The organism is Cohnella zeiphila (assembly GCF_014212055.1).
Taxonomy (GTDB): Bacteria; Bacillota; Bacilli; order Paenibacillales; family Paenibacillaceae; genus Cohnella; species Cohnella zeiphila.
This window is the reverse complement of record NZ_JACJVO010000012.1, coordinates 214,082-238,080: the sequence shown is the minus strand read 5'-3', so window position 1 is coordinate 238,080 and position 23,999 is coordinate 214,082. Positions and strand designations below refer to the sequence as shown.

Here is a 23,999-nt window from a genome sequence, read left to right as displayed (position 1 = left end):
CCCCCAACCGCCGCCGCCGAAGCCGCCCGGCCCTTGCTCCTCGTGCGTCTTCGTCGAATTCGCGCTGCCGCCGCCGGTGACGATGTCGAACGTCCCGCCGTCGATGAGAAGCGAAGAAGCCGCCTGGAAGCCGTCATTTTCGGCCGTGATATGGAACGTTCCGCCCGCGATGGCGACATTCCCTTTGTCCGCATCGGCATCGTTCGTCGACTTGATGCCGTCGCCGCCCGCGTCGATCGTGACCGTACCGTCTTTGACCGCGACCAGGTCCTTCCCGATCATGCCGTCGTCGGCCGCCTGGATGTCGATCGTGCCGCTCATGAGCTTGAGGTCGTCCTTGCTCGCGATTCCGTCGTTCGAATTGCCTTGGACGGTCAGCTTCCCGGTTCCGTTGATCGTCAGGTCGCCTTTGCTGTAGAGGGCGGCGGTCGGCGCGTCCTCGGACGTATCCGCGTAGGTTGCACCGTCCGCAACGGTGTTGTCCGTACCGTCCTGCAGCGTGACGATCACCTTGTCGGCCTCCTTCACGTAGAGGGCCGGGCCATCATCGTTGCTGATCTGGACGCCGTTCAGTACAAGATGCACGACGGCGTCTTCCGGCACATCAATGACAATCTGGCCGTCCGACGATTGTCCGCTCACGACATAGGTGCCGGCATCCGCAATGGTCACGACGCCGCCCTCGGCCGTCGCGCCCGATCCGTCGACGGTGGCGCCAGTGCCGCCAAGCGCGATCGCGATCGAGCTGTCCGCGCTCCACGTCGTCAACGCGTCGTCCTCGTCGAAGCCGGCCTGTTCCGTCGCGTCGAGGCCGGCCAGCTTCACGGCGGCGGCCGAAGCGGCGCCGCTGGACGATACCGTCGTCCCGCCGGTCGAAGATGAAGCGGAAGCGGAGGCAGCGGGCTCGTCGGCGTTCGAGCTGCAGCCTGCCGCGAGCAAAGCGCTTAAAATGGCGGCAGCCATCAGTTTAGCTTTATGCGATCGATTCATGGGACATCCTCTCCTCATCCTTAATATTCCTGAACGACGGGACTCATCGTCAGCGTAATATCGAGATTGCCGTTCCGCGTGCGGACGGCGTCCAGCAGCTCCTTCTGGTTCGTGTCCGGCCCGAGCTTCACGGCATAGACGACCTCGTACAGGCTGCCGAGCTCGGTCGTGCGCACTCTTTTGAGCTCATAATCGATGCCGAACTTTCTGAAAATCTCGTCGAACGCCTCCTCGTAGCCGAGGTTCTCCGGAATCGTCACCTTGAGCGTCTTCATCGCTTCCTTGTTCGTGCCGAACTTGACGGCCTTCAGGACGAACATCAGCGCGCACAGGCATGCCGTAAACAACACTGCGTAGCCGTAAGCGCCGACGCCGCAGCCGAGACCGGCCGCCATCGAGAACAGCACGTACGAGATGTCCTTCGAGTCGCCGGGGGCGCTTCGGAACCGGATGATCGAGAAGGCGCCGGCGAGACTGAAAGCGCGGGCGATGTTGCTGCCGATGAGCAGAATAATGATGGCGACGATCGTCGGCAGAATCATCATCGTCAGCGTGAAGCTCGAGGAATAAGCCGTCTGCGTCTTGCGGTACGTCCAGCTGATGGCGCCGCCCAGGATCATGGAGATCGAAAAAGTCCAGAGCGCATGGGATACGGTCAATTCCGCGGAAGCGGCGCTTGCCGCGAACAAAGATTCGATCATAACACGATGCTCTCCCTTTCCGGTTTGGCGTTGCGAATGGACTTTTTGTACTCGTTGCCGTATTTGGAAAAGCTCGTCCGGTACATCCTAAGCTCCGACAGCAGCTTGGACAGCCAGACCGGGATGGTCTTCTCCGCCTTCACTTCCATGAGCCATTGGCCGCGTTCCATCAGTTGATCGCCGTAATCGCCAAGCTCCAGCTTGAGATCGTGCCGCCGCGACCGGATGTTCGTGTCGAAGGTGATCCGCAAATCGCGGTTCCCCTTGCAGAACATCGCGATCCGGTCATAAGCCAGGTACGCCATGGGCCGCAGCTCGTACCGCGACAGGAAATACTCGATCTCCCCGACCACCTGCCGGTTCATCCCTTCCCGGAACGCCGGAGGCTGCCCGCATCGGACGAACTCGTACGCCTCGTGAAGCTTCAGCGCCGTCCGGCGCTTGTTGACCAGCCCGAACACTTTTTTCTTCAGCTCCAGATACACTTTGGCATTCGCCGCGGGCACTCCGTAGGCCCGAATGCGCAGCTTCTCCCTGTACTTCGGCTTCGCCAGGCTGTTGCGCACGAGCGTATGGTTCTCGGTATCGTAGTACAGATTGCTGATGGAGTAGAACTTGTCGTCCTTGTTGTAGGCGTCGAGCTCCATGTATTCCATCAGCCGGTTGTATATCGCGTAGAACGCCTTCGTATCCATCAGGTATTTGTTCTCGTAACGGTTAAACACTTCAATCGCCATGTTCAGCGCTCCTTTCCCGGCTTGCCGGCCGTCTCGCCTTTCCCTGTCTGTAGCTTAGAGAACGAACCTTTAACGAATCTTAAATTGTTAACGCAGCGTAAACTTCCGGCCGAAGTTCCCGGCTTAAGGTTGATTAAAGGTTGGTTACCTACAATAATGAGACAGACGACTGCAAAAGGGTGGGAGCCATGCGAATCCTGATCGTAGAGGACGAAGTGAATCTGGCGGAGGCGCTGTCGCAGATTCTCAAGAAGCAGCATTATTCCGTCGACGCCGTTCACGACGGCCAGGACGGGCTAGACAACGCGCTCAGCGGCATCTACGACCTGATCCTGCTGGACATCATGCTTCCCGGCATGGACGGGATTGCCATATTGAAGACGATCCGCGCTCAAGGGGTCGCGACGCCGGTCATTATGCTGACGGCCAAAGGGGAGATTCCGGACAAGATCGCGGGACTCGACCACGGCGCGGACGATTACGTCGCCAAGCCGTTCTCCACCGGGGAGCTGCTGGCGCGCATCCGGGCGGCGCTGCGGCGCAAAGGCGAAGTGGTGCCGGAGGACGGGCTGCGGTTCGGGGACATCGAGCTGAACACGGCGAATCTCAAGCTCGCGTGCAAGGGCAAGGAATTGAAGCTGATCCTGAAAGAGAGCGAGCTGCTGGAGCTCCTGATGACGAGGAAGCAGGCGGTGACGTCCAAAGAACAGATGATCGAGAAGCTGTGGGGCTTCGATTCGGATGCCGAGCACAACAACGTGGAAGTCTATATTTCGTTTCTGCGGAAAAAGCTCGCTTTCCTGAACTCCTCGGTCCGCATCAACACGATCCGGGGCGTCGGCTACGTACTGGAGGCGACCTCCTGATGTTCAACGAGCTGCGCAACCGGTTCCTGCTGACGAACATGGTCATTATCTCGGTCGTCATGCTTGTCGCGTTCGCGACCATCTATACGATCACGTATCAGAACGTGCACGGCGATATCGACATGGACCTGCACCGGGTGGCGGATTCGTATCGCAAAATAAACGGATCGCCGGGCCCGAACGGCGGCGGCGGCGGACATTCGAAGCAAGGCGGCAATAAACCGCCTATGCAGGACGGAGGCGCCAACTTCGGATCGCCCCCCGACCGTTCGGTCTCCTTCGCGCTGACGACGGACGCGCAGGGGAACGTCACGGAGACGGACTCCCGCTTCGACATGGACAGCGACATCTACGTCCAGGCAGCGAAAAAAGCCGCCGCCCATCCCGCGGAGCTCGGCCAGTTCACCCTGGACGGAACGCGCTGGGCCTATAACGCGGTTCAGATTCCGGACGGTTACTCCATCGTCTACATGGACGTCACGGCGCGGCAGAACATTTTGACCAACCTCATCTATACGTTCTCCGCCGTCGCGGTCGTCATGCTGGGAGTCATCTACTTGATCAGCCGCTACTTCGCCGGACGCTCGATCGCGCCGGTCCGGGAAGCCTTCGACAAGCAGAAGCGGTTCATCGCCGACGCCTCCCACGAGCTGAAGACGCCGCTGACGGTCATCAACACCAACGTGGACGTGCTGCTTGCCAACGGAGAGGACACGATCAACGAGCAGGCCAAGTGGCTGCACCATATCAAATCGGAGAGCGAGCGCATGAAGACGCTCACGAACGATCTGCTCTACCTCACCGAGATGGACGACGCCAGAACTCGGATGATCCACGTTCCTTTCGATCTCAGCGAGGCCGTCGAGAGCGTCATCCTCACGATGGAAGCCGTCATTTACGAGAAGGATCTCTCGCTGGACTACGACATCGAACCGGGGCTGAGCGTGACCGGCAACGGCGAGCAGATGAAGCAGGTCGTCATGATCCTGCTCGACAACGCCGTCAAATACGCCAACCCGAACGGCTCGATCGGGCTGGCGCTGAAGAGGCACCAGGGCCACATCCAGCTGTCGGTGACCAACACCGGACCGGGCATTCCCGCCGAGCATCTGGGCAAGATTTTCGACCGCTTCTACCGCACCGACTCGTCGCGTTCCCGGCAGAACGGCGGCTACGGCCTCGGCCTCGCCATCGCCAAGTCGATCGTCGAGCAGCACCGGGGCAAGATCTACGCGAGAAGCGCGCCGAACGAGAAGACGACGTTTTACGTGCAGCTCGGTTGAGCCATTATTCCGAATGAAAGATGATAATTTTTTAACGCTCTTTGGTCCCTCGAGACTATTCCAAACGCGATCCTTCTCCTTGATAATCAGGCTGGGATGTTCGAAATTCCAATCTGCAAGCCGATGGAGGGATTCGTATGCGGGCGCTTCGCGCGTCGAGCCTTAAGAATAGGGGGGTTAAATTATTTGCTTCATTCGTACTCGCTGCGATTATGTTCGGCACGGTCGTATTGCCTGCATTTGCGGCGACTCCCGGGAAAACCGTAAACGCTTCGGCTACCCTCGCCTACAGTCTCAAAGGGCTGCATCATAACCTGGCCGTACAGAAAGCCTACATCGCTTCCAAGTACCTTTACGTCACTCAGCGTTCCGGGGGAACCGTCTATCTCTCGAGACTGCTCATGAAAGGGAAAACCGCCACCTACGTGGACGAAATGACCATTACCCACGCCGGTCACGGCCAGACCCTGGATATGTACACCTATAAGGACATCGATTACTTCTATTTCAGCTCCAAGGCGGATCCGTCCACCTCGTACGACTGGTCCCTGCAAGTCGCCAGACTCCGGTACGCTGCGGGCAAAACTTATGATTATACGGATCTTCATCGATTCACTTATCTGAATTATGCCGATAAGACCGGGACGAGATTAGGCGATACCTACCGTGTGGATGCCGGCGGCAACAGCGCCTATACGATTTTCCGCGTCCAGACCGCCAAAGGTGCCGTGACGTGGTCCATCTATAACACAGCCGCCTTGAACCGGCTTCTGGACAGCCATGAGCAGGTGCGAATGGACAGTGCGGCGGCGGTAAAAGCCTGCGTGGCCAGCTTTACTCAGTCCGGCAGCAAAATCGTCAGGCCGAACGGCTCCTTCCAAGGGCTGGATATGCTCTCGAAGACCCAGATCTACACGTCGGGCGGAGCGGAAGGCCAAACGCCGCAGATCGCTTTGATGTCCAACACAGGGGCATACAAAACCCTTGTAAAAATTAAGAACGTAGGAACCCATGAGATCGAGGGAGTCCAGACGAAGAACAGCAAGGTTTACTTCACGATCGTGACCGATCCGAAAAATAAGAAAAACACCCAGAAGGTGTACTACGTTCCGGACAGCATCTTTTAACGATCCGGTCCGTCCGTTCGCAACCTGGCTGCCAAGAAATGCTGGATCGTCGAAATAATAGGAAAACCTCCCGCTATTTTTTGCGAAAATCACAGATCGGCAGATTTACCGGGAAAACCTCCCGTTAATTATAGGCTGTTGACTCCTCATGAGCGTTTTCCCATGAAATAGCGGGCGGAACTCCAGTTATTCCCTGTTCCCGAAGTTATGAATTCTAATTAGGAGGAGAAATTCCCGTTCCTTCTCTCGATTGAACTTGTTTCTTTCCGGCCCGCTTCCGTTGTTGCCTGGGCGCATTCCTAGACCAGCAATTTTATACTTTCTGATAGGTCGAGAAAGCCTCGGCGGGCCCCTGTCTGCCCGTTGCAAAAGCGAAGCGACCCGCCTCCCGGCCGGGCCGCTTCGCTTCTTCATGCGCCTGGCTATCCCTCCAGGGCCGGATCCGGCGCCTGGTCCTGATCCGGCGTTTGAGTCTGCGCAGGCGTCTGCTCCTGAATCTGAGCCTGATTCTGCGTCTGGGTCTGCAGCACATACTGCGCGTCCCGCAAGAGCACCTGAGCGGCCTCGGCGGCAATGTGCTTGCCGCTCTGGGCCTGGACCTCGTTTACGAACGCGTCCAGACTGCTATTCTCCAGCTTTTCGGTCAAGCTGTCCGCGATTCCCTCGTCGTCGATCCACGACAACGATCGGAACTTCGCGACCAGCGCCTGGAGCGAATCGGCGTCGGCTCGCGTAGTGAATGCGACCGCCACGCTCCCCACGTTCCCGGCCGCGTCGGAGGCGGTCGCTTCAAGCGTATGCGCGCCGAGCGGAAGTGTATACAGCGCGATGGCTTCGCCCGCGTTCACCGTTTGGCCGTCCAGCTGCGCCTGGAGCTGAGCCGGGTCCGCGCCGGACAACGCGTCGGCCAAGTCGAACTGCGGCGTCAGGTCCTCGCTGTCGGCATACGACCGATCCGCCGCGGGAGCCGCCGCCGCGAGGGCCGGAGCCGTTTGATCCAGGCGCACCTCTAGCGTCTTGGCGTCCTCAACGATCCCCGCCTTGGAAGAACGATAAGAGATCGTATACGTTCCGTCCTGATCCAGCTGCACAGGCGACGAGTACGGCTGCCAGTTCGTCCCGCCGTCCAGGCTGTATTCCGTCTTCACGCCGGCCGACGCGTCGCCGGGCACGCTCAGGGTCACCGTTATCGGATGGATATACCATCCGTTCGCGCCGTCCGGCTCGGCCGGAGAGACGGCCGCCTCCGTCCCCGGCCGGCGAAGCTGCGTCACCTCGATATCGTCGAACGTCAAGTAGTCGAAGCCGCCCGCGTAGAAGCCGATCGTGCCGGACGCATTCGCCTTTGAATCTGTCGCGCTTACCTTCAGTTGACCGTCGACGTAAAGCTCGATCGAAGAGCCGTTGACGATCAGCTCGACGTCGTACTCCGTATTCGGAGTCAAATCCTCGTAGGCCAGGTCAGAGTGGCTGACGGTCGCCCAGTTCTTGTCGTACACGATCCATTGCGAAGCGCCGTCCACCGTCTTCCGATAGCCGATCCGGTCGCCGCTGCCGGATACGAGCCGGTCGAAGATGTAGAGCGTAGCCGCGCTCGGGATCGTCGCCGGCGTCTTCATCTTGAACGTCAGGTCGTAATTCGAGAACGACCGCGGAGACGTCGTGGACGCTCCCTTGAACAGCTTATACACGTGATTGCCGTTCACGGTCGCGATGCTGCGGTTCGGATCGACCGGCCAGCCGCCGCCGCCCGATTCGAAGTCCGTCCGGAGCAGAACGTCCGACACGACGATATGGCTGGTCGCGGTGGCTTGCGGATTATCCGCCGACGTGACGGTAATGTCCGCCTCGCCCGGCCCGACGGCCTGAACGAGGCCGTTCCCGTCGACGGTCGCCACGCTTGGATTGCTCGTCGTCCAAGCGACCTCGCGGTTCGCGGCGTCGGACGGATCGAAGCTCACCTGCAGCTGGAGCGTTTCGTCCGCCCCTAGATTCGCGCTCGTCTTGTCGAGCAGCAGGCCGGCGACCCGGTCGGTCGGAATCGACAGCTTGATATCGTCGAACATGAGGTAGTCGAAGCCGCCTGCATAGAAGCCGACCGTCCCCGACGGATTGTACGTCGCGTCCGTCGCCTTCAGCTTCAGCTCGCCGTCGACGTACAGGCTGAGGTCGCCCCCCTTGGCGATCAGCTTGACGCTGTATTCCGTATTCGGCGCCAGATCCGGCCCCGGCTGGTCGTTTTCCTTCACGGTCCCCCACGCCTTATTGTAGAGAAGCCACTTCGATGCGCCATTTTCCAGACGGTAGCCGATCCGGCCTCCACCGTCCGAACCCAGCCGATCGAAAATGTAGAACGTGCCGATGCTCGGCATCGTCGGCGGCGTTACCATCTTGAAATTCAGCTCGTAGTTGGAGTATTCGTCCGGCGTCAAGGCCGTAGCACCCTTAAGTACCTTATACAGGTGGTTGCCGTCCACGTCGACGACGGCCCGGTTCGGATCGACCGGCCAGCTGCCGTGCCCCGATTCGAAATCGGTATATTCGTAGATCCCGTCCCCGGCCTCGACGGTTACCGCCACCTCCGCTTGAAGCGACGGGTCGGCGTCCGAGGCAATCGTGACGACCGCCTGACCGACGTTCACCCCTTTTAGCGTCCCGTTGTCGTCCACCTTGACCACGCTCGGATCGCCGGAAGCGAAGTGCAGCTTGGGATTCGTCGCGTTCCAGGGCAGCACGGCCGTCTGCAGGTCGTACGTCTTGCCGATGCCGATCGTCACGTTCTCGTCGTAAGCATGGACGCCCTGGACGGGAATCGAGTCCGGCGCCAGGTACGGCCCGACTTTGCCGGACGGCCCGATCTCGTCAAACGGAATCGACACGAACCCGGGAATCTGTTGGAACACCTCGGCATCGCTTTTCAGTTCGAGGTCGCCGCCCGCCAGGTCGACGAAGCCCGGATCGTGGTCCGTCACCCAGTTGCCTCCGTACTGCAGCAGGTTGTACTTGTCGTACGCTCCTTGCGCGTTCGTCGTGCTGCTGCGCGTCACGGTCGGGTTGTAGATGACGTTGTTCTGGTACGCGTTCGTGTCCGGATAATACCGGTTCTCCGTGAAAAAGTCGGCCAGCTCCGGGTATTCGTCCAGGTACGGCGTCCCCACGAAGTTGTTGTTCGCCGCGAACAGAGCCTGCCATTTCGGCATGTAGTTCTTGGCGATCTGCCCGTTCGGATCGTCGCCCAGGTACATGTCGGAGTAGCTGTAGGGAGTCTTGCTGTCTACGAAAAGATTGTTGCGGGCCGTGATGTGAGCGCCGCCGTTGTTATTGATGGCCGCATTGCCCATCTTGTAGAAAATGTTCTCGTCGATCGTCAGCCCCATCGTGAAGTTGTCCGGGTAGACGCCCTGCACGCCGGCCTTCGATTCTCCGATATTGTGGAAGTAATTGCGCCGGATGACCGTCCCCCGCTGCTGCGGCGTCTCTCCCGCGTTCATATAGATGGCGCCGAGGTCGGAGAACATTTTGCACACGTCATAGATGTCGTTGTATTCGATCAGCTGATCGTTGCCGAACACGAGAATGCCGGGATGCGGCGCGTCGTGAATCTCGTTGTGCGATACGCGGTTGCCGACGCCGGTCAGGATGACGGCCGGATTGTACGCCTTGTGGTAATAGGCGAAGTCGTGAATGTGGGAATCCTCCACGTAGTTGTTCCCGTGCGTCAGCGTCGTCCGGTCGCCCCCGTTCAGGGTAACGGCCGTTCCGCCGATGTGATGGATATGGCTGTTCACGACCCCGATGTCCGTGCCCGTCGCCGTGGCGAAGTCGTTGTACAGCCACCGGCTCTGGGTGTTGATCTGCACCCCGCCGTTCGTGAAGTTGCGGATCTCGCAGTGCGAGACGAGCACGTGGTCGCCGCCCATGACGACGACCGCGGAGTCCCGGCCGTCCTCCAGCGTCAGATCCTCGAACGTGACGTGGGAGACGTTCAGCGCGTTGATCATCGGCGTCCCTAGCATCGTGACCGCGATGTCGGGCGCGTCCTGCCCGAACGACGCCGTCGGCAGGAAGTAGAGGATGCCGCTCGTGCGGTCGATGTAATACTCGCCCGGCATGTCGATCTCCTCGAGCAAATTGGACGCGAAGTGGAAATCCGGGTACCAGTTCTTCAGCAGGCCGCTCATCTCGCCGTAGCGAAGCGTAATCGTCTTGTTCGCCGTATCGATCGAGGCGACCTTGTTGTACGACCACTCCCAGCTGTAGCCGAAAATGCCGTCCAGCCAAATATCGTCGGCCTGCGTCCAATATTGCGGGCGATCGTACGTGTACGTAAACGTGCCTCCTCTGTCCTGAAGATCGGCGTCGCTGCGGGTCGGGCCCGGGTCGACGATATCGCCCATCTGGACGGTGCCGTTGTTCGGCCAGCGGGCCAGCGTCATGTCCTGGCCGTCCACGTACAGCTCCATCGGGGGAACCTGGCTGACGTCGTTCGCCTTATAATAGCCGTGGCGGCTGATGACGCCGTAATCGGTAATCCCGTGGGCGCGCAGGTCAACCTGCAGCACCTTGGTTCTGGCATCGGCGCTGATGATGCGGTTCAGGATCGCCTGGTCGGTGACCGGCGTGAACCAGCTTTTGGCGAGCGACTGTCCTCCGGTCAGCGTCACGCTCTCGCCCGGATAGGCTTGATACTTGATCGGACTGTCGGCCGAGCCGGAATCCTGCTCTTCCAGTTGGAAGCTGGCGGATCGCTCGTACTTGCCGCCCCGCAAATAGACCGTCACCCCGCCGCTAGGCAAGCCGGATTCGCTCTTCAGCTCGCGAATGGCGTCGCGGGCTTTCTCCAGCGTTTGGAACGGCGCGTCCAGCGTGCCCGGATTGGAATCGCTTCCATCGGTCGCCACGTAGAAGACCGTATCCGGCGAACCGGATTCGGTCTGAGCTTGAGCGGCGGGCAGGGCTGCGACGTTGATCAATAATGCGAAAATCATGAGAAGAACGGCTTTGCTTCGGAGCATGCTTCTCCATCCCTTCCATGAGGAAGATTGACACGCCGGACGGAAGAACGGCCCGTTAACCTTTGACGGAGCCGATCATCGTCCCTTTCTCGAAATAGCGAAGCAGGAACGGGTACATCACGAGCACCGGCAGCGCGGAGACGATAACCGTCGACATCTTCAAGCTCTCCGGCGCGGGCGGAACCTCGCTCGTCGACGCCGTGAACGCGTCGAGCTGGTTCTGGATCAGAATGTTGCGCACGATCTGCTGCAGCACGAATTTGCCTTGGTCGGTCACGTAGAGCAGGTTGTCCATGAACGCGTTGATGTGATAAACAAGCGACCACAGCCCGATCGTGACGAGCACGGGCATCGAGAGCGGCAGCACGATCCGGGCCAGGATGCGCATGTCGCGCGCGCCGTCGATGCGGGCCGCCTCGACGAGTTCGTCCGGGATCGAGCGGAAGAACGAGAGCATGACGAGCACCTCGAACGCGTTGGCCGCCGACGGAAGCACGTATACCCACCGGGTATTGAGCAGGTGCAGCTCCTTCATCAGCAGGTAATTCGGCACGATCCCGCCGTCGAAGATCATCGTGAACAGCAGCAGCAAGATGAGGACCCGCTTCCAAGGGAACTCCTTGCGGGAGAGCGGGTAAGCCGCGCATACGGTGACCGCCAGCGTCAGGAACGTTCCGATAACCATGCGAAATAGCGTGTTGCCGTATCCGCTCCAGATGTACGGGTAGGTCAGGAGGTTCCGGTAGGCGTCGAGGGTCGGCTGCCGCGGAATCCAGTGGAAGCCGCTCTTCAGCGCCTCTCCCCGGCTGCTGAACGACACCGACAGAACGTGAATGAACGGATACACGACGACGACGACGAGCAGGCCGAGCAAGACATAGATAACGCCGACGGCAAGCCGATCCTGCCAGGTTCTGATATTCATGCGGGGTGTCCTCCTACCATAAGCCGTTCTCTCCGCGGCTCAATCTGCGTACCGTGAAGTTCGCGCCCAGAATCAGCACGAGTCCGACCAGCGACTTGAACAGGCCGATCGCGGCAGTGTAGCTGTACTGGAACTGCTGCAGGCCGACGCGGTACACGTAGGTGTCGATGACATCCCCGGTCTCGTAAGTGACGGGGTTGATCAGGTTGATCACCTGCTCGAAGTTCGCGCTGAGGAAGCTGCCGAGGTTGAGGATGAACATGATCGCGACCGTCGGCATGATCGAAGGAATGTTGATGCGCAGGATGCGCTGCCAGCGGCTGGCCCCATCGATCGTCGCCGATTCGTGCAGCTCGGGCGAGATGCCCGACAGCGCGGCGAAATAGATGATCGAGCTCCAGCCGATATCCTTCAGAATGGCCGAAGCGACCACGACCGGGCGGAAATATTCCTTCTGCCCCAGGAAGAAGATCGGCTTCGCGCCAAACCACCCGAAGATCTCGGCGATGACGCCCGTCGTCGGCGACAGGAAGTAGATCACGAGGCCGGACATGATGACCCACGAGACGAAGTGCGGCAGATACATCGTCATCTGCACGAAGCGCTGAAAAAACCGGGAGCGGATCTCGTTCAGCATCAGCGCCAGCACGATCGGCGCGGGAAAGGCGAAGATCAGCATATACAGGTTGAGCAGCAGCGTATTTTTGAGCAGGCGGTAAAAGTCGGCGTTCTGAAACAGCTCTTCGAAATGCTTGAACCCGACCCACGGACTGCCCCATATGCCGTCGATGACGCGAAAATCCTTGAACGCGATCAGAACCCCGTAAATCGGGCCGTACTTGAAAACGATGAAAAAGGCAAACGCAAACAGATAGAGCGCAAACAGCTCCCGGTGCTTCAAGAGCATCTTCATGTTGCCACATCCTTAAGGCCGGATTCGATCCGTCCCCGGCAGCGGCGGCCGCGTAAGCGCCGGCGGCGGGGAGGCGAATCGCTTCTGGCTCGCTTTATTTCTTGAACTGCTTCTCGTACAGCTCGTTCGCTTCCTTGGTCAACTGCTCTCCGCCCTTCGCGTTCCACTCCGCCACGTATTTGTCGAAGTCGTCCAGCGGAACTTCGCCGCTGATGAACTGGGCGAAATACTTCTGCGTCAGCGCCGTCAGATCGCTCTTGTACTTGCCGTCCGACGGCAGCGCCGAGTAGAGCAGCGCGTCGGTCCAGTTCGGCGCGGACGAATACTTCCGAACCGCATCGTTGATCGCCGGATTCGAATATTTCTCGCGGTACTCGCGGGTCGTGATATTGCCGAGCGAGAACAGGCGGACGCCGACCGCGTCAAGCTGCTCTTGCTTCTCGAAGCCGCTCAGATACTTCGTCGCGCCCGAGGTCGCTCCGGCTTCCGCGAAGTCCCACTGCTTCCCTTTCTCGCCCATGCTGGTCATGTTGATCGTCTCTTCGTCGCTGCTCTCCGCGCGCAGGATCTCGAAGATCTTCTCCAGCTTCGCCGGATCCTTCTTCACCTGAGTGCCCAGGACGATATAATTGCTCTTTATGCCCCAGTCCCAGGTGCCGCGGCCGCCCGGGCCTTCCGGATTCAGGCCGAGCTCGAGCTTGGCGTTCGGATTGACTTCCTTCATGGCGGCGACGACCGCCCCGTCGTCCGTCGCGGCCTTGCTGATCTGATCCTCGATCACGCCGACCCGGTTGTTGTACAGCTTTTTGCGGTACGAATCCTGCGTGTCGGTCACGAATTCCGGATCGATGACGCCGTCCTTGTACCATTGGCGAAGCTTCGTCAGAGCTTCCTTCGCTTCGGGAGCGACGGAACCGTTGACGATTTGTCCGTTCTTCTCCTGCCACATGGTCGGCTCGACGCCGTAGGCGCCGAAGATGGAATAGAAGCCGGTCGACCAGGTCGAAGTCGCCGTGCCGGTCAAGCCGTACGTGTCCTTCTTCCCGTTGCCGTCCGGATCGTTATTGGCGAAGGCATAGACCGCCTTCTCGTACTCGTCGAGCGTCTCCGGCGTCTTCGTAATCCCGACTTTGTCGAGCCAGTCCTTGCGCCACACCATGGCGAAGTCGTAGGGCTTCAAATCGATGTACATCGGAATCGCCCACAGCTTGTCGTCGAACGTAACCGTTTGGAACAGCGGATCCGATTGCTCGACGTCCTTGTAGTATTCGGGCATTTTCTCCTGAATCATCGATTTGTCGAGATCCATGAGCACGCCCTGCGACTGGTAAGCGGATACGTTCGAAGGGTCGCCGAGCATGAACAGGTCCGGCACCTCTCCCGAGGCGATGCTGGCGTCCGTCACCTTGACCGGCTTGATCTTCACGTTGAACTTCTGTTCCAGCCACTTCTGCACCGGCGAGTCGTTCACGACCGCCGTCGCCTGCATGTGGATCCCCCATGTCAATTCGATCGGTTTGGAATCGCTCGCCGACGGACTCGATCCGGCGCTCGCGCTTGCGCTGGAGCTGGCACCGGCGCTCGGACCGGCTCCCGCGCCGTTATTATTATTGTTGTCTCCGGAGCATCCGCCCAGAAGGCTTGCGGCCATTCCGGCAGCCAGCACTCCGAGAGCGGCAGGCTTCATTTTTCTATGCAATGCGATCTCCCCCTGCGTGAATGTGGTTCCTCCAACGATCCCCGGCCGGGAATTTGGGAACGGTTACAACCTTAACGATATCGCTCGCCGGGCGGCCGCACAATCGCTCAATTCGATTTTGATTATGTTTTTTCGTTTCGAAGCCGGATTTCGGCCGTTATGTTATTCGGTTTTTCGTATGTTTTTGGCGCCTCGCCTTTTCGTTTTTCCGTACTGTGTTATAATTTCCGTGTTGCCGCAGCGGCTACCCGCAAGCTTCTGAAAACGCTAACACTAGACAGAGAAGGGGGATCCGGATGCCCGGTCGTCACGTCATTCGCAATCGGTCGTTGTTCGTCAAGCTGCTGCTGTCCATGACGGTCATCGTCATCGTCACCGTCATTCTGATCTCCTCGGTCACGTATACGATCTCCGCCAATACGAGCATTCAGAATTCGATCGAATACAACCAGTCGATACTGGACCAGCAGCGCGAGCTGATTCATAAAGAGCTGTACGGGATCAAAAATATCGCCTCGAGCTTGACCATGACCCAGTCGTACCTGTACCGGACGGTGAACGGCAAGCTGAGCGTCGGCTCGCTGATCGACTTGTCCCGCTTCCTGGACGAACAGCAGAAGCTCAGTCCGTACATCGATTCCATCTATCTCGTCTACGGCAAGCTCGATCTCGTGCTGACGACTCTTTCCGATACGAAAACGTCTCCCTTGTCCTCGTTCTCGGACCAGAGCTGGCTGCCGGAGATGCAGAAGGAGTCCGGAAGCCGGACGGTATGGCTGACCGGCCGTCCCGACGGCCTTGCGCAGAGCGGGCACACCACCAGCCTGATGCAGAAAATGCCGCTTATCGGGCACGTCGACGGAGCGATTCTGGTCAATCTGAAGCTGGATCGGCTCTTTAACGATTACTTGAGCCATTACCATAACAAAAAAGGAACGACGCTCGTTCTCGGACCGAACGACGAGCTGCTCTACGGCGACTCGGCCGATGCGTCTTCCCTGGTCTCCCAGTTGGACACGGGCGCGTTGTCCGCTGCCGGAAGCGGTTCGTACGTCGACGGCCGCCACTGGATCGTGACGTACACCACGTCCGATCTGACGGGCTGGAAGTTCGTCAACCTGACCAAGAAGTCCGTCCTGCTGCAAGGCCTGAACCGCATCAAAATGATCGTGGTCGCCGTCTCCGCGCTCTACGTCACGATCGCCATCGTCCTGTCGTTCTACATTTCCAAACGGCTGTACCGCCCGCTGAAAAACGTCTTGGCCTATATCAGCGGCTCTCGTGCGGCGACCGGAGCTTCTCCCGGGAACGAGGAGGCCCCGGCGCCTGCCCGGCCGGCCGCCGACGAAGCGAGCTTCATTCGGCAGTCCTTCGAATGGCTGAGCCACAGCCGGGAGGAGATTCGGAGCGAGAAGGAACGGGTGGAGATGCTGCTCGGCGCCAACCGGTCGGCGATCAAGGAGAAAATTTTGAGCGATCTGATCAAAGGCCGGGCCGTCTCTCCGGAGAACGGCGGGCAGGAGAACGATGCCGCGGACCTGCTGGGGCTGAAGCTCGACTTCGACCGGTTCGCCGTCCTGACCTTCGAGCTGGAAGAGTCGAAGCTGCTCGGCGATTCGACCGATAAGCTTCGTTTCCACCTGTTCCAATACGGCTTGATCGAGGAGCTTGGAGGCGATATCGACGGGGAGATTTTCGTCCGGGACGACGAACGGACCGTCATCATCCAGGCGGTGCCGGAGGGCCAGGACGAACGGCCGGTTGAGCTGGCCGGCAAGCTGCTGCGGCACTTGGCGGATCGTTACGGCGTCATCGCCACGATCGGCATCAGCCGCATTCACTCCGGCGCGCAGTCGATCCAATCGGCGTACGAGGAGTCGGTCGAAGCGCTCAGCCTCAAGATGTACGTCGGCAAAGGGGAAATCGTGCCGTATGCGATCGTCAGCAGCTGGAAGCAGGACGAGGAGACCTACTTCTATCCTTACGAATTGGAGACGAAGCTGCTTCAGGCGCTCCTTCAGCTGAACGAGGAAGAATGCGCCGCGACCGTCAGCCGGATCACGCAGGAAGTAATCTCGCGCCGATTGGGAACCGCCAACGTCCAGCAGCTCTTCTTCCAATTAAGCGGGGAGATCGTGAAGACGCTCGTCCAGACCGGAGGCGATATCTCCGTCGCGCTGGGCGACCGGCCGTTCGCGCCGTCCGGCATCCAGACGATTCGCGATATGGAGACGCGGCTGACGGAGATGTGCGCCCGAATCATCGCCTACAACCGGGAGAAGCGGCTCAAGCTGAACGACGTGACGCTGCAGCTCGCCACCGAGTTCATGGAGAAGAACTACAACAACAACATTACGATCGAGACGGTCGCCGAGCACGTTCAGCGCAGCACGTCCTTCCTGAGCCGCATTTTCAAGGAAGCGACGGGCTCGACCATCAACGATTACTTGATCCACCTGCGGATCAAGCGGGCTTGCGAGCTGCTGCGGGAACCGAAATACACGATGGAGGACATCTGCCGCGAGATCGGCTATGCCAACGTCAGCTACTTCAACAAGCTGTTCAAGTCGCGCACGGGTCATACCCCCGGCCAATACCGGCTGATGCAAGCGGCGGAAACCCTGCACGACGAATCCCGAAACGAGTTGGAAGGGCCGTAGGACCGGCTGAAACCGGCCTGCTGGGCGGTTTTTCGGCAGTTGCCTCCTATACAAGCGAAGCCCCTTTTGCCCCTCAACGGCAGAAGGGGCTTTTTCGGCGAAAATTTAGTGTTGCGCATTTACTGTTTATATCATATACTGTGTACATAATAAACAGTATATGAATGAAACAAAAGGAGATGATGGTCATGACCGCCGCTGTTCAAAAAGGCGCCAAGCTGGCCGGCCGCAAGGAATGGATCGCGCTCTGCGTCCTTTGCCTTCCGCTCATGGTCGTATCGATGGACGTCTCGGTTCTGTTCTTCGCCGCGCCCGCCATTGCCGAGGATCTGAGGCCGACGGCGACCGAGCAATTGTGGATTTTCGACGTGTACGGATTCGTTCTTGCCGGTCTGCTGCTCACGATGGGAGCCGTTGGAGACCGGATCGGGCGGAGGCGGCTGCTGATGCTCGGCTCGGTAGGATTCGCTCTCAGCTCGCTGCTGGCGGCTTACGCCCACTCGGCCGAGACTCTGATTCTCGCCAGAGGCATTCTCGGAATCGCCGGATCGACCCTGATGCCTTCGACGCTGGCGCTCGTGCGCACGATGTTCCAGGACCCGACGCAGCGCACCAAAGCGATGTCGGTCTGGAGCGCCGTCATGGCCAGCGGCGTCACCGTCGGACCGATTATCGGCGGGCTGCTCATCGATAAGTTCTCCTGGGGATCGGTCTTCCTCATCAACATCCCGGCCATGGCGCTGCTGCTGCTTATCGCGCCGACGCTGCTGCCGGAGTCGCGCAGCTCCGTACGAACCCGCATCGACGCGGCCAGCTCGGTCCTCGCGCTCGTCGCCATTCTGTCCGTCACTTACGGCGTAAAGACTATCGCGGAGAACGGCTGGGCGCCGCTCCCCGCAGTCCTCCTCGCGGCCGGACTGCTCGTCGGCATCGTGTTCGTCCGGCGCCAATTGATCCTGAAGCATCCGTTGATCGACATTCGCGCCCTGATGGAACGCCGGATCGGCGGGTCGATCCTCATCAACTTCATCGCCACCTTCGCGCTCATGGCGAATTCCATGGTCGCCACCCAATTCCTGCAGTCGGTCCTCGGATACGACCCGTTCGTCGCCGCTCTGTGGAGCGTGCTCCCTTCGGTTGCCGTAGGAGCTGCCGCGCCGATCGCCGCCAAGCTGTCGCTGACGATCGGAAGACCGCGCGTCATGGCCGGAGGCTTCCTGCTCTCGGCGCTCGGATTCGGCGTGTTGACCCAGATTCGACTGGAAGGCTTCTCGCCGCTTGTCATTCTGCTCGTCGGAGCCGGGCTGGTCGCATCCGGCATCGTCTCCGTCATGACCCTCGTCGCCGACTATGTCGTCGGCGTCGCCCCGGCCGACCGCGCGGGAGCCGTCGGCGGCCTTATCGAGACGTCCAGCGAGCTCGGAGGCGCCTTCGGCATCGCCCTTCTCGGCTGCGTGCTCGCGGCGGTCTACCGCCATACCGTATCGCCGCTTCTGCCCGCGGGACTCGCGCCGGATGCTTCCGCCGCGGCCGGACAGACGATCGCCGGAGCGTCCGCAGCCGCGCAACGGCTGCCTTCCGATACGGCGAGCCAAGTGATCCATGCCTCGCGGGAAGCCTACCTGTCCGCCATGCATGCCACCTGTCTCGTGTCCGGATCGATCCTTCTGCTTGCCACGGTCATGACCGCCTTTCTGCTCCGCGACAAGAAAGTATCCGCGGCCGTTGCCGCATAACGGAAAATCTCCCTTCCTTGACGCCAAACTCGCTTTCTATCGAGAATAAAAGGGAAATGCTCCCCTTATTCGGGCCATGGACCGCGTTTTTGCGAATCGGGGGCCGAATCTAGGGAGCTTTTCCCGTTCATACCCTGAATACGTTCTTTCATGAACCGACAAAAGGAGAAAATCCCGTTCATCGGGCGTTCTGAGGTGATGGGGACGGTTGGCGATGGCAGGCGAGGAGTAGAACGCGGGATATTCTTTCTTTACAGCCAAGAAAAAGGCGGCTCCAGGGCCGGAAGCCCCTGAAGTCGCCTTTCGCCGGCTGTAAAGGATAGATTTATTTTCTGCGATACAGATCCATGCTTTTGTACCCCTCGGCCAGAACCGTCTTCATTTCCGCTTTCCGCTTGGCTCTGGTGTCCTCCTGGACGGCGCTGTATACGTAGCGGGCCCAATCCTTCCGGTACCCCGGAGTAAGCGAGCGATAGAACGCCAGCACCTCCGGGCGATCCTCCAGATCCTTCTCCACCTCCGGAATCAGGGCTTCGTAATCGCCGACGCTCTGGCTGGGCTTGGACGACGCCCGCTTGCCGCCGCTGCGCGCTTCCGCCTTCAGCCCGACCACCGTAAAGACATCGTCCAAGCCGACCATGCGCGCGAACTTGATGCCGCTTGTCCCGATATAACCATCCTCGCCGGCTCCCAGTCCTTCCAGCAAGCTGTCCCGATGGATGTAGGTCGGATAGACCTTATTCCCCTTCTTGGGATAAGCCGCGTATAGATAGCCGCCGTCGTTCAGGCTGCCCCGCTCGATGACTTCCTTCACGAGCTTCTGCAAGGATTCCAGATCGAACACGAACGCGAAAATGAGGTCGTAGCTTCCGTCGTTCAACCCGGTATCGTAAGCCTCCAAGCCCGCGAGCAGATCCTCTCCGGCCGGCTGGTTCAGCACCGCCGTTTTATTGTATTTTTGCAAGTTTAATTTATCGACGATCGTTTTCGACATCTTAGTGCCCCTCTCGGCTATCGAATCTCGCTATAACAGTTATAGCAAGATCACGGAACGCATTCAATGCGCGAATGCTTGCGGGCATTGGATGAAGGGAAGCTCCTCGCTCGAAGCTAACTTCGCAGCGATTTTAAAGCGGCAGCCCAGCTGCGCGCTTGATCCAACATATCGTTTACATGGGAGACGTGGAAATCGGCCGGCTTGAACGTTTGGAAATTCTCGAAATCCGTGAACATGTTCAGAGCCGGATGCGTGCGAACGTCCGCTATCCGAAGCTCGGCCAAGATGCCGCGAAGATGCTCGGCGGCGCGCGCACCCCCGGCGGCGCCATAGCTGACGATGCCGGCCGCTTTGTCGTACCATTCGGTTCGAGCGGAATCCAGAGCGTTCTTTAAGACTCCGGTAATGCTGTGGTTGTACTCCGCCGTCACGAACACGAAGCCGTCCAAGCCGCCGATTTTCTTCGCCCAAGCCGCAACCTGCTCCTCCCCGGCGGGGTCCCCGTAGAACGGCAATCGGTAATCGGCGAGATCCACGATCTCGTAAGTTGCGTCGCCGCGTCGGTCCGCGATCTCCTTGATCCAGCTTCCGACCTGCGGGCTCACTCTCCCGGGACGCGTGCTGCCGAGGATAATGCCTATTTTCAAGAAATCGGTTGTCATGGTTGAACTCCTCCTTCGGATGATGAATGAACTTCCTTGCCCGAATCCTCCTTTCCCCGTCGTAAGGTTGGCTTGACGAACCCTGCGAAGATAATCAACGCCAAGCACCCGGAAGCCGCACATGCGGCAAAGAGGACCGGGTACCCCCAAAGCCGGGAGACGAACCCGAGAAGCATCGAGCCCAGCCCGATTCCCAGATCCATAGCCGTAAAAAAGGAAGCGTTGGCCACTCCTCGCCGCTTGGGAGAGACAAGGCCGAGCGTCGCGGCCTGCAAAGCAGGCTGGGCGGACCCGAATCCGATCCCGTACAGGGCGGCAGAGACCATGGCCCCCGCCCGCCCATCGGACAGGCTAAGGACCAGCAGCCCCAAGATGGCCAAGAGGAAAGACGGGACCATTATCCTCCCTTCGCCGTAACGATCCGCCAGCTTCCCTGCAACCGGACGGGCAAGAGTCAGCGCGACGGCATAAACCAGGAAAAACGTACCCGAGTTGAATTTGATGGATTCGGCGAACAGAGGCAGGAAAGTGGTGATTCCTCCGTACGTAAGAGCCATGAAGAAGATTGCCGCGGAGATCGGCAGAACCGTTTTTTCGAAGAACACCGCCTTGTGCCCGGAATCCGACCGCACGGAGGGAATCCTTGTCGCCAGGGCGGTCAGGAGGGAAGCGATCGACAAGCCGAAGGCTAAAACGGTCAAATGCCGAAAAGAGTAGCTTTGCACCATCCACACGCCGACAATAGGACCGATCGCCATGGATACGCTCATCGACAGTCCATACCACCCCATGCCTTCGCTTCGGCGCCGGACGGGAATGACATCGGTGATCGAAGTTCCGATGGAAGTGGTGGAGAGGGCCCAGCCGCCGCCATGAAGGATTCGGAGCAAGAGAAGCCAGACTATCCCGCTTGCCCAGTTATACAAGATCATCGCGATCGCGAAGAGGATCAATCCCGTCAGAATGAAGACGCGCCTGCCGAAACGATCCGCCAGACCGCCGATCGCCGGGCGAACGACGACCGCGGTTAACGTGAATGCGCCGACAAGAAGCCCGAGTCGCGACTCGTCGATTCCGGATTCCCTCAGATGCAGCGGCAAGGTGGGCAAGAGCAAATAAAATCCGAAGCATAAAAGGAACAGGGTCAGCGTCAGCCCGATAAAGGAATTCGTCCACAATCGTTCCATAGCGTCCATCCCCTTGATTAGAGTTAGCGCTAACTAACATTCGATTTAAAAAAATTACGTGCTCAGCCCTTTGGCTATAATGGCTACCGCGTCTTCCAGCCGATCGTCCTGGAAAGCGGGCGCGATCCCCTCGAGAAGCAAGCCGGATATGAACTTCCCGTAATTGAACCGCATGAGCGTCAGAGCCTGGGCTTCCGGATTGCCCGGCACGACCTTGCCCTTCTCTTGCATGGCGCGAAAATATTCGGTGACCCTCTGAAGAAGCTTGGATGCATTGTCGTGGAGCCGCCGATGGATTTCCGGCATCGTTTTTCGTTCCAGGATGGAGATCAGATAAATCTTCCGATTCCGATTCAGCACCTCATGGTAAAGCTCGCTGATCATGAGCAGATCTTCTTCCAGCTCGTAGGAGAAATTCTTCCGGCCGATCCGTTCAACCGGCGCGGATGACAAATAACGTTCGATGATGGCGTCCAGGATGGCTTGCTTGGAGCCGAACGTCCGGAAGACCGTCATCTCGCTGACCGATGCGGCGGCGGCAATCTCTTTCATGGTGACGGCTTTGTATCCTTTCTCGGACATGAGGTCCAAGGAACACTCCAGGATTTTATCGGCCGTGCTGTCCGTTCTGGCGCTCAAACCCATCCCTCGTTTTCGATAGTTAGTGGTAACTAACATTTTTCTTCTAAAATACTCCTTTCAGTGGAAGTTGTCAATCGGCAGCTGCGGTCCTCAACATGGAAATCGCGATATAGGTATATTCCTAAGCGAAGAGAACGCGTAACGGAGAGTCGGCCTGCCAAAGGCCCCGTTAGCCGATTTTTTCGGCTATCGGCATCCGTTCGGCCTGCCCCGACGCCCCGTTAGACGATTTCTTCGGCTATCGGCATCCGTTCGGTCTGCCTAGAGGCCACGTTAGCCGATTTTTTCGGCTATCGGCATCCATTCAGCCCGCCATGGGACTGTAATAGCCTCTTGGGAAGCTTTTATACTTTCATTAATGTCAAAAATAGCCCCCATCCGGAGGCTATCCCATTCAAAGCCCTGCTATGTTATGGCTCAAAGCCCTGCTATGTTATGGCCCCGTGCCCTCCTTGCCCAGTTGCCGCACGACCCGGTCCCCCAGCTCCGGAGACGCCTGATACAAGTAACCCAAGACGATCTTCTGCGTCCCGGGGGAAATGCCCGCCAGGTCGGCGGCCAGGTTATCTACCAGGTGCTCCTGATGCACAGGAGAGAGCGCGCGGTAAAATTGCCCGGCCTGCGTAAAATCATCGTGCCGGGGCAGGTCGGACCGCACCAGATGGCCCTCCACATAACGGCCGCTGCCGCTGGTCACGAGGGAAGCCGGTGTCCAGTTCTCCTGATGATTGATCGGAATCCGGCGGAACTCCGGCCCCAAGCGATGGCGCTGCGAGTCCCAATAAATATTGGCGCGGCCCTGCAGCATTTTATCGTCCGACAGTTCGGCCCCTTCCAGCAGATTGGACGGCGAGAAAGCCAATTTCTCCACTTGCTCCTTATAGTTGTCCGGGTTGCGGTTCAGTACCAGCCGGCCCACCGGCCGCAGCGGATACTGCCGTTCGTCCCAGACCTTGGTGTCGTCCAGCGGATCGAAGGGAAGCGTCGCTTCGTCCTGTGGGTTCATGAGCTGCACGTAAAGCCCGTACTCGACGGTCTCTCCTCTGGCCAACGTGTCGTATAAGTCCTTGCCCGCATAATCCGGGTTCTCGCAAGCCAGCCGAGCGGCTTCCTGACGATCGATATACTGCTCTCCGGCCAGAGGAACCCAGCGGTATTTGACGTAACCCCAGGCACCCTGCGCATTTCGCCATACGTAAGTGTTCACGCTGTGGCCCGGAATATGGCGAAAGCTCTTGGCCGTGCCCTCGTCGGAGTACAGCCGAACGACGAAATGCGTGGACTCCGGCGCCCGGGCCACAAAGCTCCAGAATCGTTCGGGATCGATCAGGTTGTTGACCGGCGAGGGCAGGAAAGCCTTGATGGTCTCCGGAAACCGAATAGGGTCCCGTACCAAAAACACGGGGATATGGTTGAAGACGAGGTCGAAAACGCCCTGTTCGGAATAAAACTTGACGGAGAACCCCCGCACGTTGCGGGAAGTATCCGGCGTGCCTTTGTTGCTCACGGCAAACGAGAACCTCACGGCGACGGGAACCTGCCGGCCGGGATTTTGCAGGAAACAAAGCTTGGTATAGGGGGCCATGGAGTGAAGGGTCTGAAAATAGCCGAACGCGCCGAAGCCTTTCGTGTGTACGGGTCTTTCCGGGATTTTCTCATGAATAAACGTCTCCAGCGTCTCGTGCAGAACGTTGTCCTGCTCCAGTATGGGCCCCCTCGGTCCGACCGTCTGCGAGTGATAAGCCGCCGGCCGGTCTCCTGCATACGGAGATGATGCGGGACCTTGAGTAGGAGTGCCGTTCCTCGCGCGATCGCGGGCGTTTTTGTCGTCCATCGCCCTACCTCCCCTGTCTGCGTCC

At 59.2% G+C, this 23,999-nt stretch carries 17 protein-coding genes; 5 read left to right on the top strand and 12 right to left on the bottom strand.

Annotation, left to right across the window (positions count from 1 at the left end; all coding sequences use genetic code 11):
* From H7C18_RS11835 to H7C18_RS11825, 3 genes are all read right to left on the bottom strand, one after another.
* A partial coding sequence (locus H7C18_RS11835; RefSeq protein ID WP_185129250.1) for a carbohydrate-binding domain-containing protein occupies nucleotides 1-990 on the bottom strand: 990 nt, incomplete at its 3' end.
* 20 nt (nucleotides 991-1,010) lie between these two features.
* Nucleotides 1,011-1,691 carry a DUF4956 domain-containing protein gene (locus H7C18_RS11830; protein ID WP_185129249.1) on the bottom strand — a complete coding sequence of 227 codons (681 nt, stop codon included), beginning with the start codon at nucleotides 1,689-1,691 and terminating at the stop codon, nucleotides 1,011-1,013.
* Nucleotides 1,688-2,428, bottom strand: a complete 741-nt coding sequence (locus tag H7C18_RS11825; protein ID WP_185129248.1) for a polyphosphate polymerase domain-containing protein — start codon at nucleotides 2,426-2,428, stop codon at nucleotides 1,688-1,690. Before H7C18_RS11825 ends, H7C18_RS11830 begins: the two co-directional genes overlap by 4 nt.
* A 188-nt stretch (nucleotides 2,429-2,616) precedes the next feature.
* On the opposite strand from H7C18_RS11825, the gene H7C18_RS11820 reads away from it, so the two are divergent.
* The 3 genes from H7C18_RS11820 to H7C18_RS11810 all read left to right on the top strand — a co-directional run bounded on the left by H7C18_RS11820 (nucleotide 2,617) and on the right by H7C18_RS11810 (nucleotide 5,704).
* Entirely contained in the window at nucleotides 2,617-3,294 is a 678-nt protein-coding gene (locus tag H7C18_RS11820; protein ID WP_185129247.1) for a response regulator transcription factor, read from the top strand.
* A complete protein-coding gene (locus tag H7C18_RS11815) occupies nucleotides 3,294-4,577 on the top strand; it encodes a sensor histidine kinase (protein ID WP_185129246.1) in 1,284 nt (427 codons plus the stop codon). The genes H7C18_RS11820 and H7C18_RS11815 overlap by 1 nt, the downstream gene beginning before the upstream one ends.
* A gap of 137 nt (nucleotides 4,578-4,714) precedes the next feature.
* Nucleotides 4,715-5,704 carry a helveticin J family class III bacteriocin gene (locus H7C18_RS11810; protein ID WP_185129245.1) on the top strand — a complete coding sequence of 330 codons (990 nt, stop codon included), beginning with the start codon at nucleotides 4,715-4,717 and terminating at the stop codon, nucleotides 5,702-5,704.
* Between the two features lie 422 nt (nucleotides 5,705-6,126).
* Here the strand turns inward: H7C18_RS11810 and H7C18_RS11805 are convergent, their stop codons facing one another.
* The 4 genes from H7C18_RS11805 to H7C18_RS11790 form a co-directional block, all read right to left on the bottom strand.
* Complete coding sequence (locus H7C18_RS11805; RefSeq protein WP_185129244.1) at nucleotides 6,127-10,719, bottom strand: Ig-like domain-containing protein; 4,593 nt, start codon at nucleotides 10,717-10,719, stop codon at nucleotides 6,127-6,129.
* A gap of 55 nt (nucleotides 10,720-10,774) precedes the next feature.
* Nucleotides 10,775-11,644: a carbohydrate ABC transporter permease gene (locus H7C18_RS11800; RefSeq protein ID WP_185129243.1), complete on the bottom strand. Its 870-nt coding sequence runs from the start codon at nucleotides 11,642-11,644 to the stop codon at nucleotides 10,775-10,777.
* A 13-nt stretch (nucleotides 11,645-11,657) separates the two neighbouring features.
* On the bottom strand, nucleotides 11,658-12,557 hold the full coding sequence (locus H7C18_RS11795) for an ABC transporter permease (RefSeq protein ID WP_185129242.1): 900 nt from the start codon (nucleotides 12,555-12,557) through the stop codon (nucleotides 11,658-11,660).
* A 94-nt stretch (nucleotides 12,558-12,651) separates the two neighbouring features.
* Complete coding sequence (locus H7C18_RS11790) at nucleotides 12,652-14,256, bottom strand: extracellular solute-binding protein (protein WP_185129241.1); 1,605 nt, start codon at nucleotides 14,254-14,256, stop codon at nucleotides 12,652-12,654.
* 296 nt (nucleotides 14,257-14,552) lie between these two features.
* On the opposite strand from H7C18_RS11790, the gene H7C18_RS11785 reads away from it, so the two are divergent.
* Complete coding sequence (locus tag H7C18_RS11785; RefSeq protein WP_185129240.1) at nucleotides 14,553-16,916, top strand: helix-turn-helix domain-containing protein; 2,364 nt, start codon at nucleotides 14,553-14,555, stop codon at nucleotides 16,914-16,916.
* 188 nt (nucleotides 16,917-17,104) lie between these two features.
* Nucleotides 17,105-18,652 (top strand): MFS transporter, encoded by a 1,548-nt coding sequence (locus H7C18_RS11780; protein ID WP_202887026.1) that lies wholly within the window; start codon nucleotides 17,105-17,107, stop codon nucleotides 18,650-18,652.
* Between the two features lie 325 nt (nucleotides 18,653-18,977).
* Here H7C18_RS11780 and H7C18_RS11775 read toward each other — a convergent pair whose 3' ends face one another.
* From H7C18_RS11775 to H7C18_RS11755, 5 genes are all read right to left on the bottom strand, one after another.
* Nucleotides 18,978-19,646: a YdeI/OmpD-associated family protein gene (locus H7C18_RS11775; protein WP_185129239.1), complete on the bottom strand. Its 669-nt coding sequence runs from the start codon at nucleotides 19,644-19,646 to the stop codon at nucleotides 18,978-18,980.
* Between the two features lie 116 nt (nucleotides 19,647-19,762).
* Nucleotides 19,763-20,311 carry an NADPH-dependent FMN reductase gene (locus H7C18_RS11770; protein WP_185129238.1) on the bottom strand — a complete coding sequence of 183 codons (549 nt, stop codon included), beginning with the start codon at nucleotides 20,309-20,311 and terminating at the stop codon, nucleotides 19,763-19,765.
* The gene (locus H7C18_RS11765) at nucleotides 20,308-21,498 is read right to left on the bottom strand and encodes an MFS transporter (RefSeq protein ID WP_185129237.1); all 1,191 of its coding nucleotides are present in this window, start codon (nucleotides 21,496-21,498) and stop codon (nucleotides 20,308-20,310) included. Before H7C18_RS11765 ends, H7C18_RS11770 begins: the two co-directional genes overlap by 4 nt.
* Before the next feature lie 54 nt (nucleotides 21,499-21,552).
* Nucleotides 21,553-22,137 (bottom strand): TetR/AcrR family transcriptional regulator, encoded by a 585-nt coding sequence (locus H7C18_RS11760; RefSeq protein ID WP_185129236.1) that lies wholly within the window; start codon nucleotides 22,135-22,137, stop codon nucleotides 21,553-21,555.
* A gap of 436 nt (nucleotides 22,138-22,573) precedes the next feature.
* Nucleotides 22,574-23,974: a catalase gene (locus tag H7C18_RS11755; RefSeq protein ID WP_185129235.1), complete on the bottom strand. Its 1,401-nt coding sequence runs from the start codon at nucleotides 23,972-23,974 to the stop codon at nucleotides 22,574-22,576.
* Between the last annotated feature and the right edge of the window lie 25 nt (nucleotides 23,975-23,999).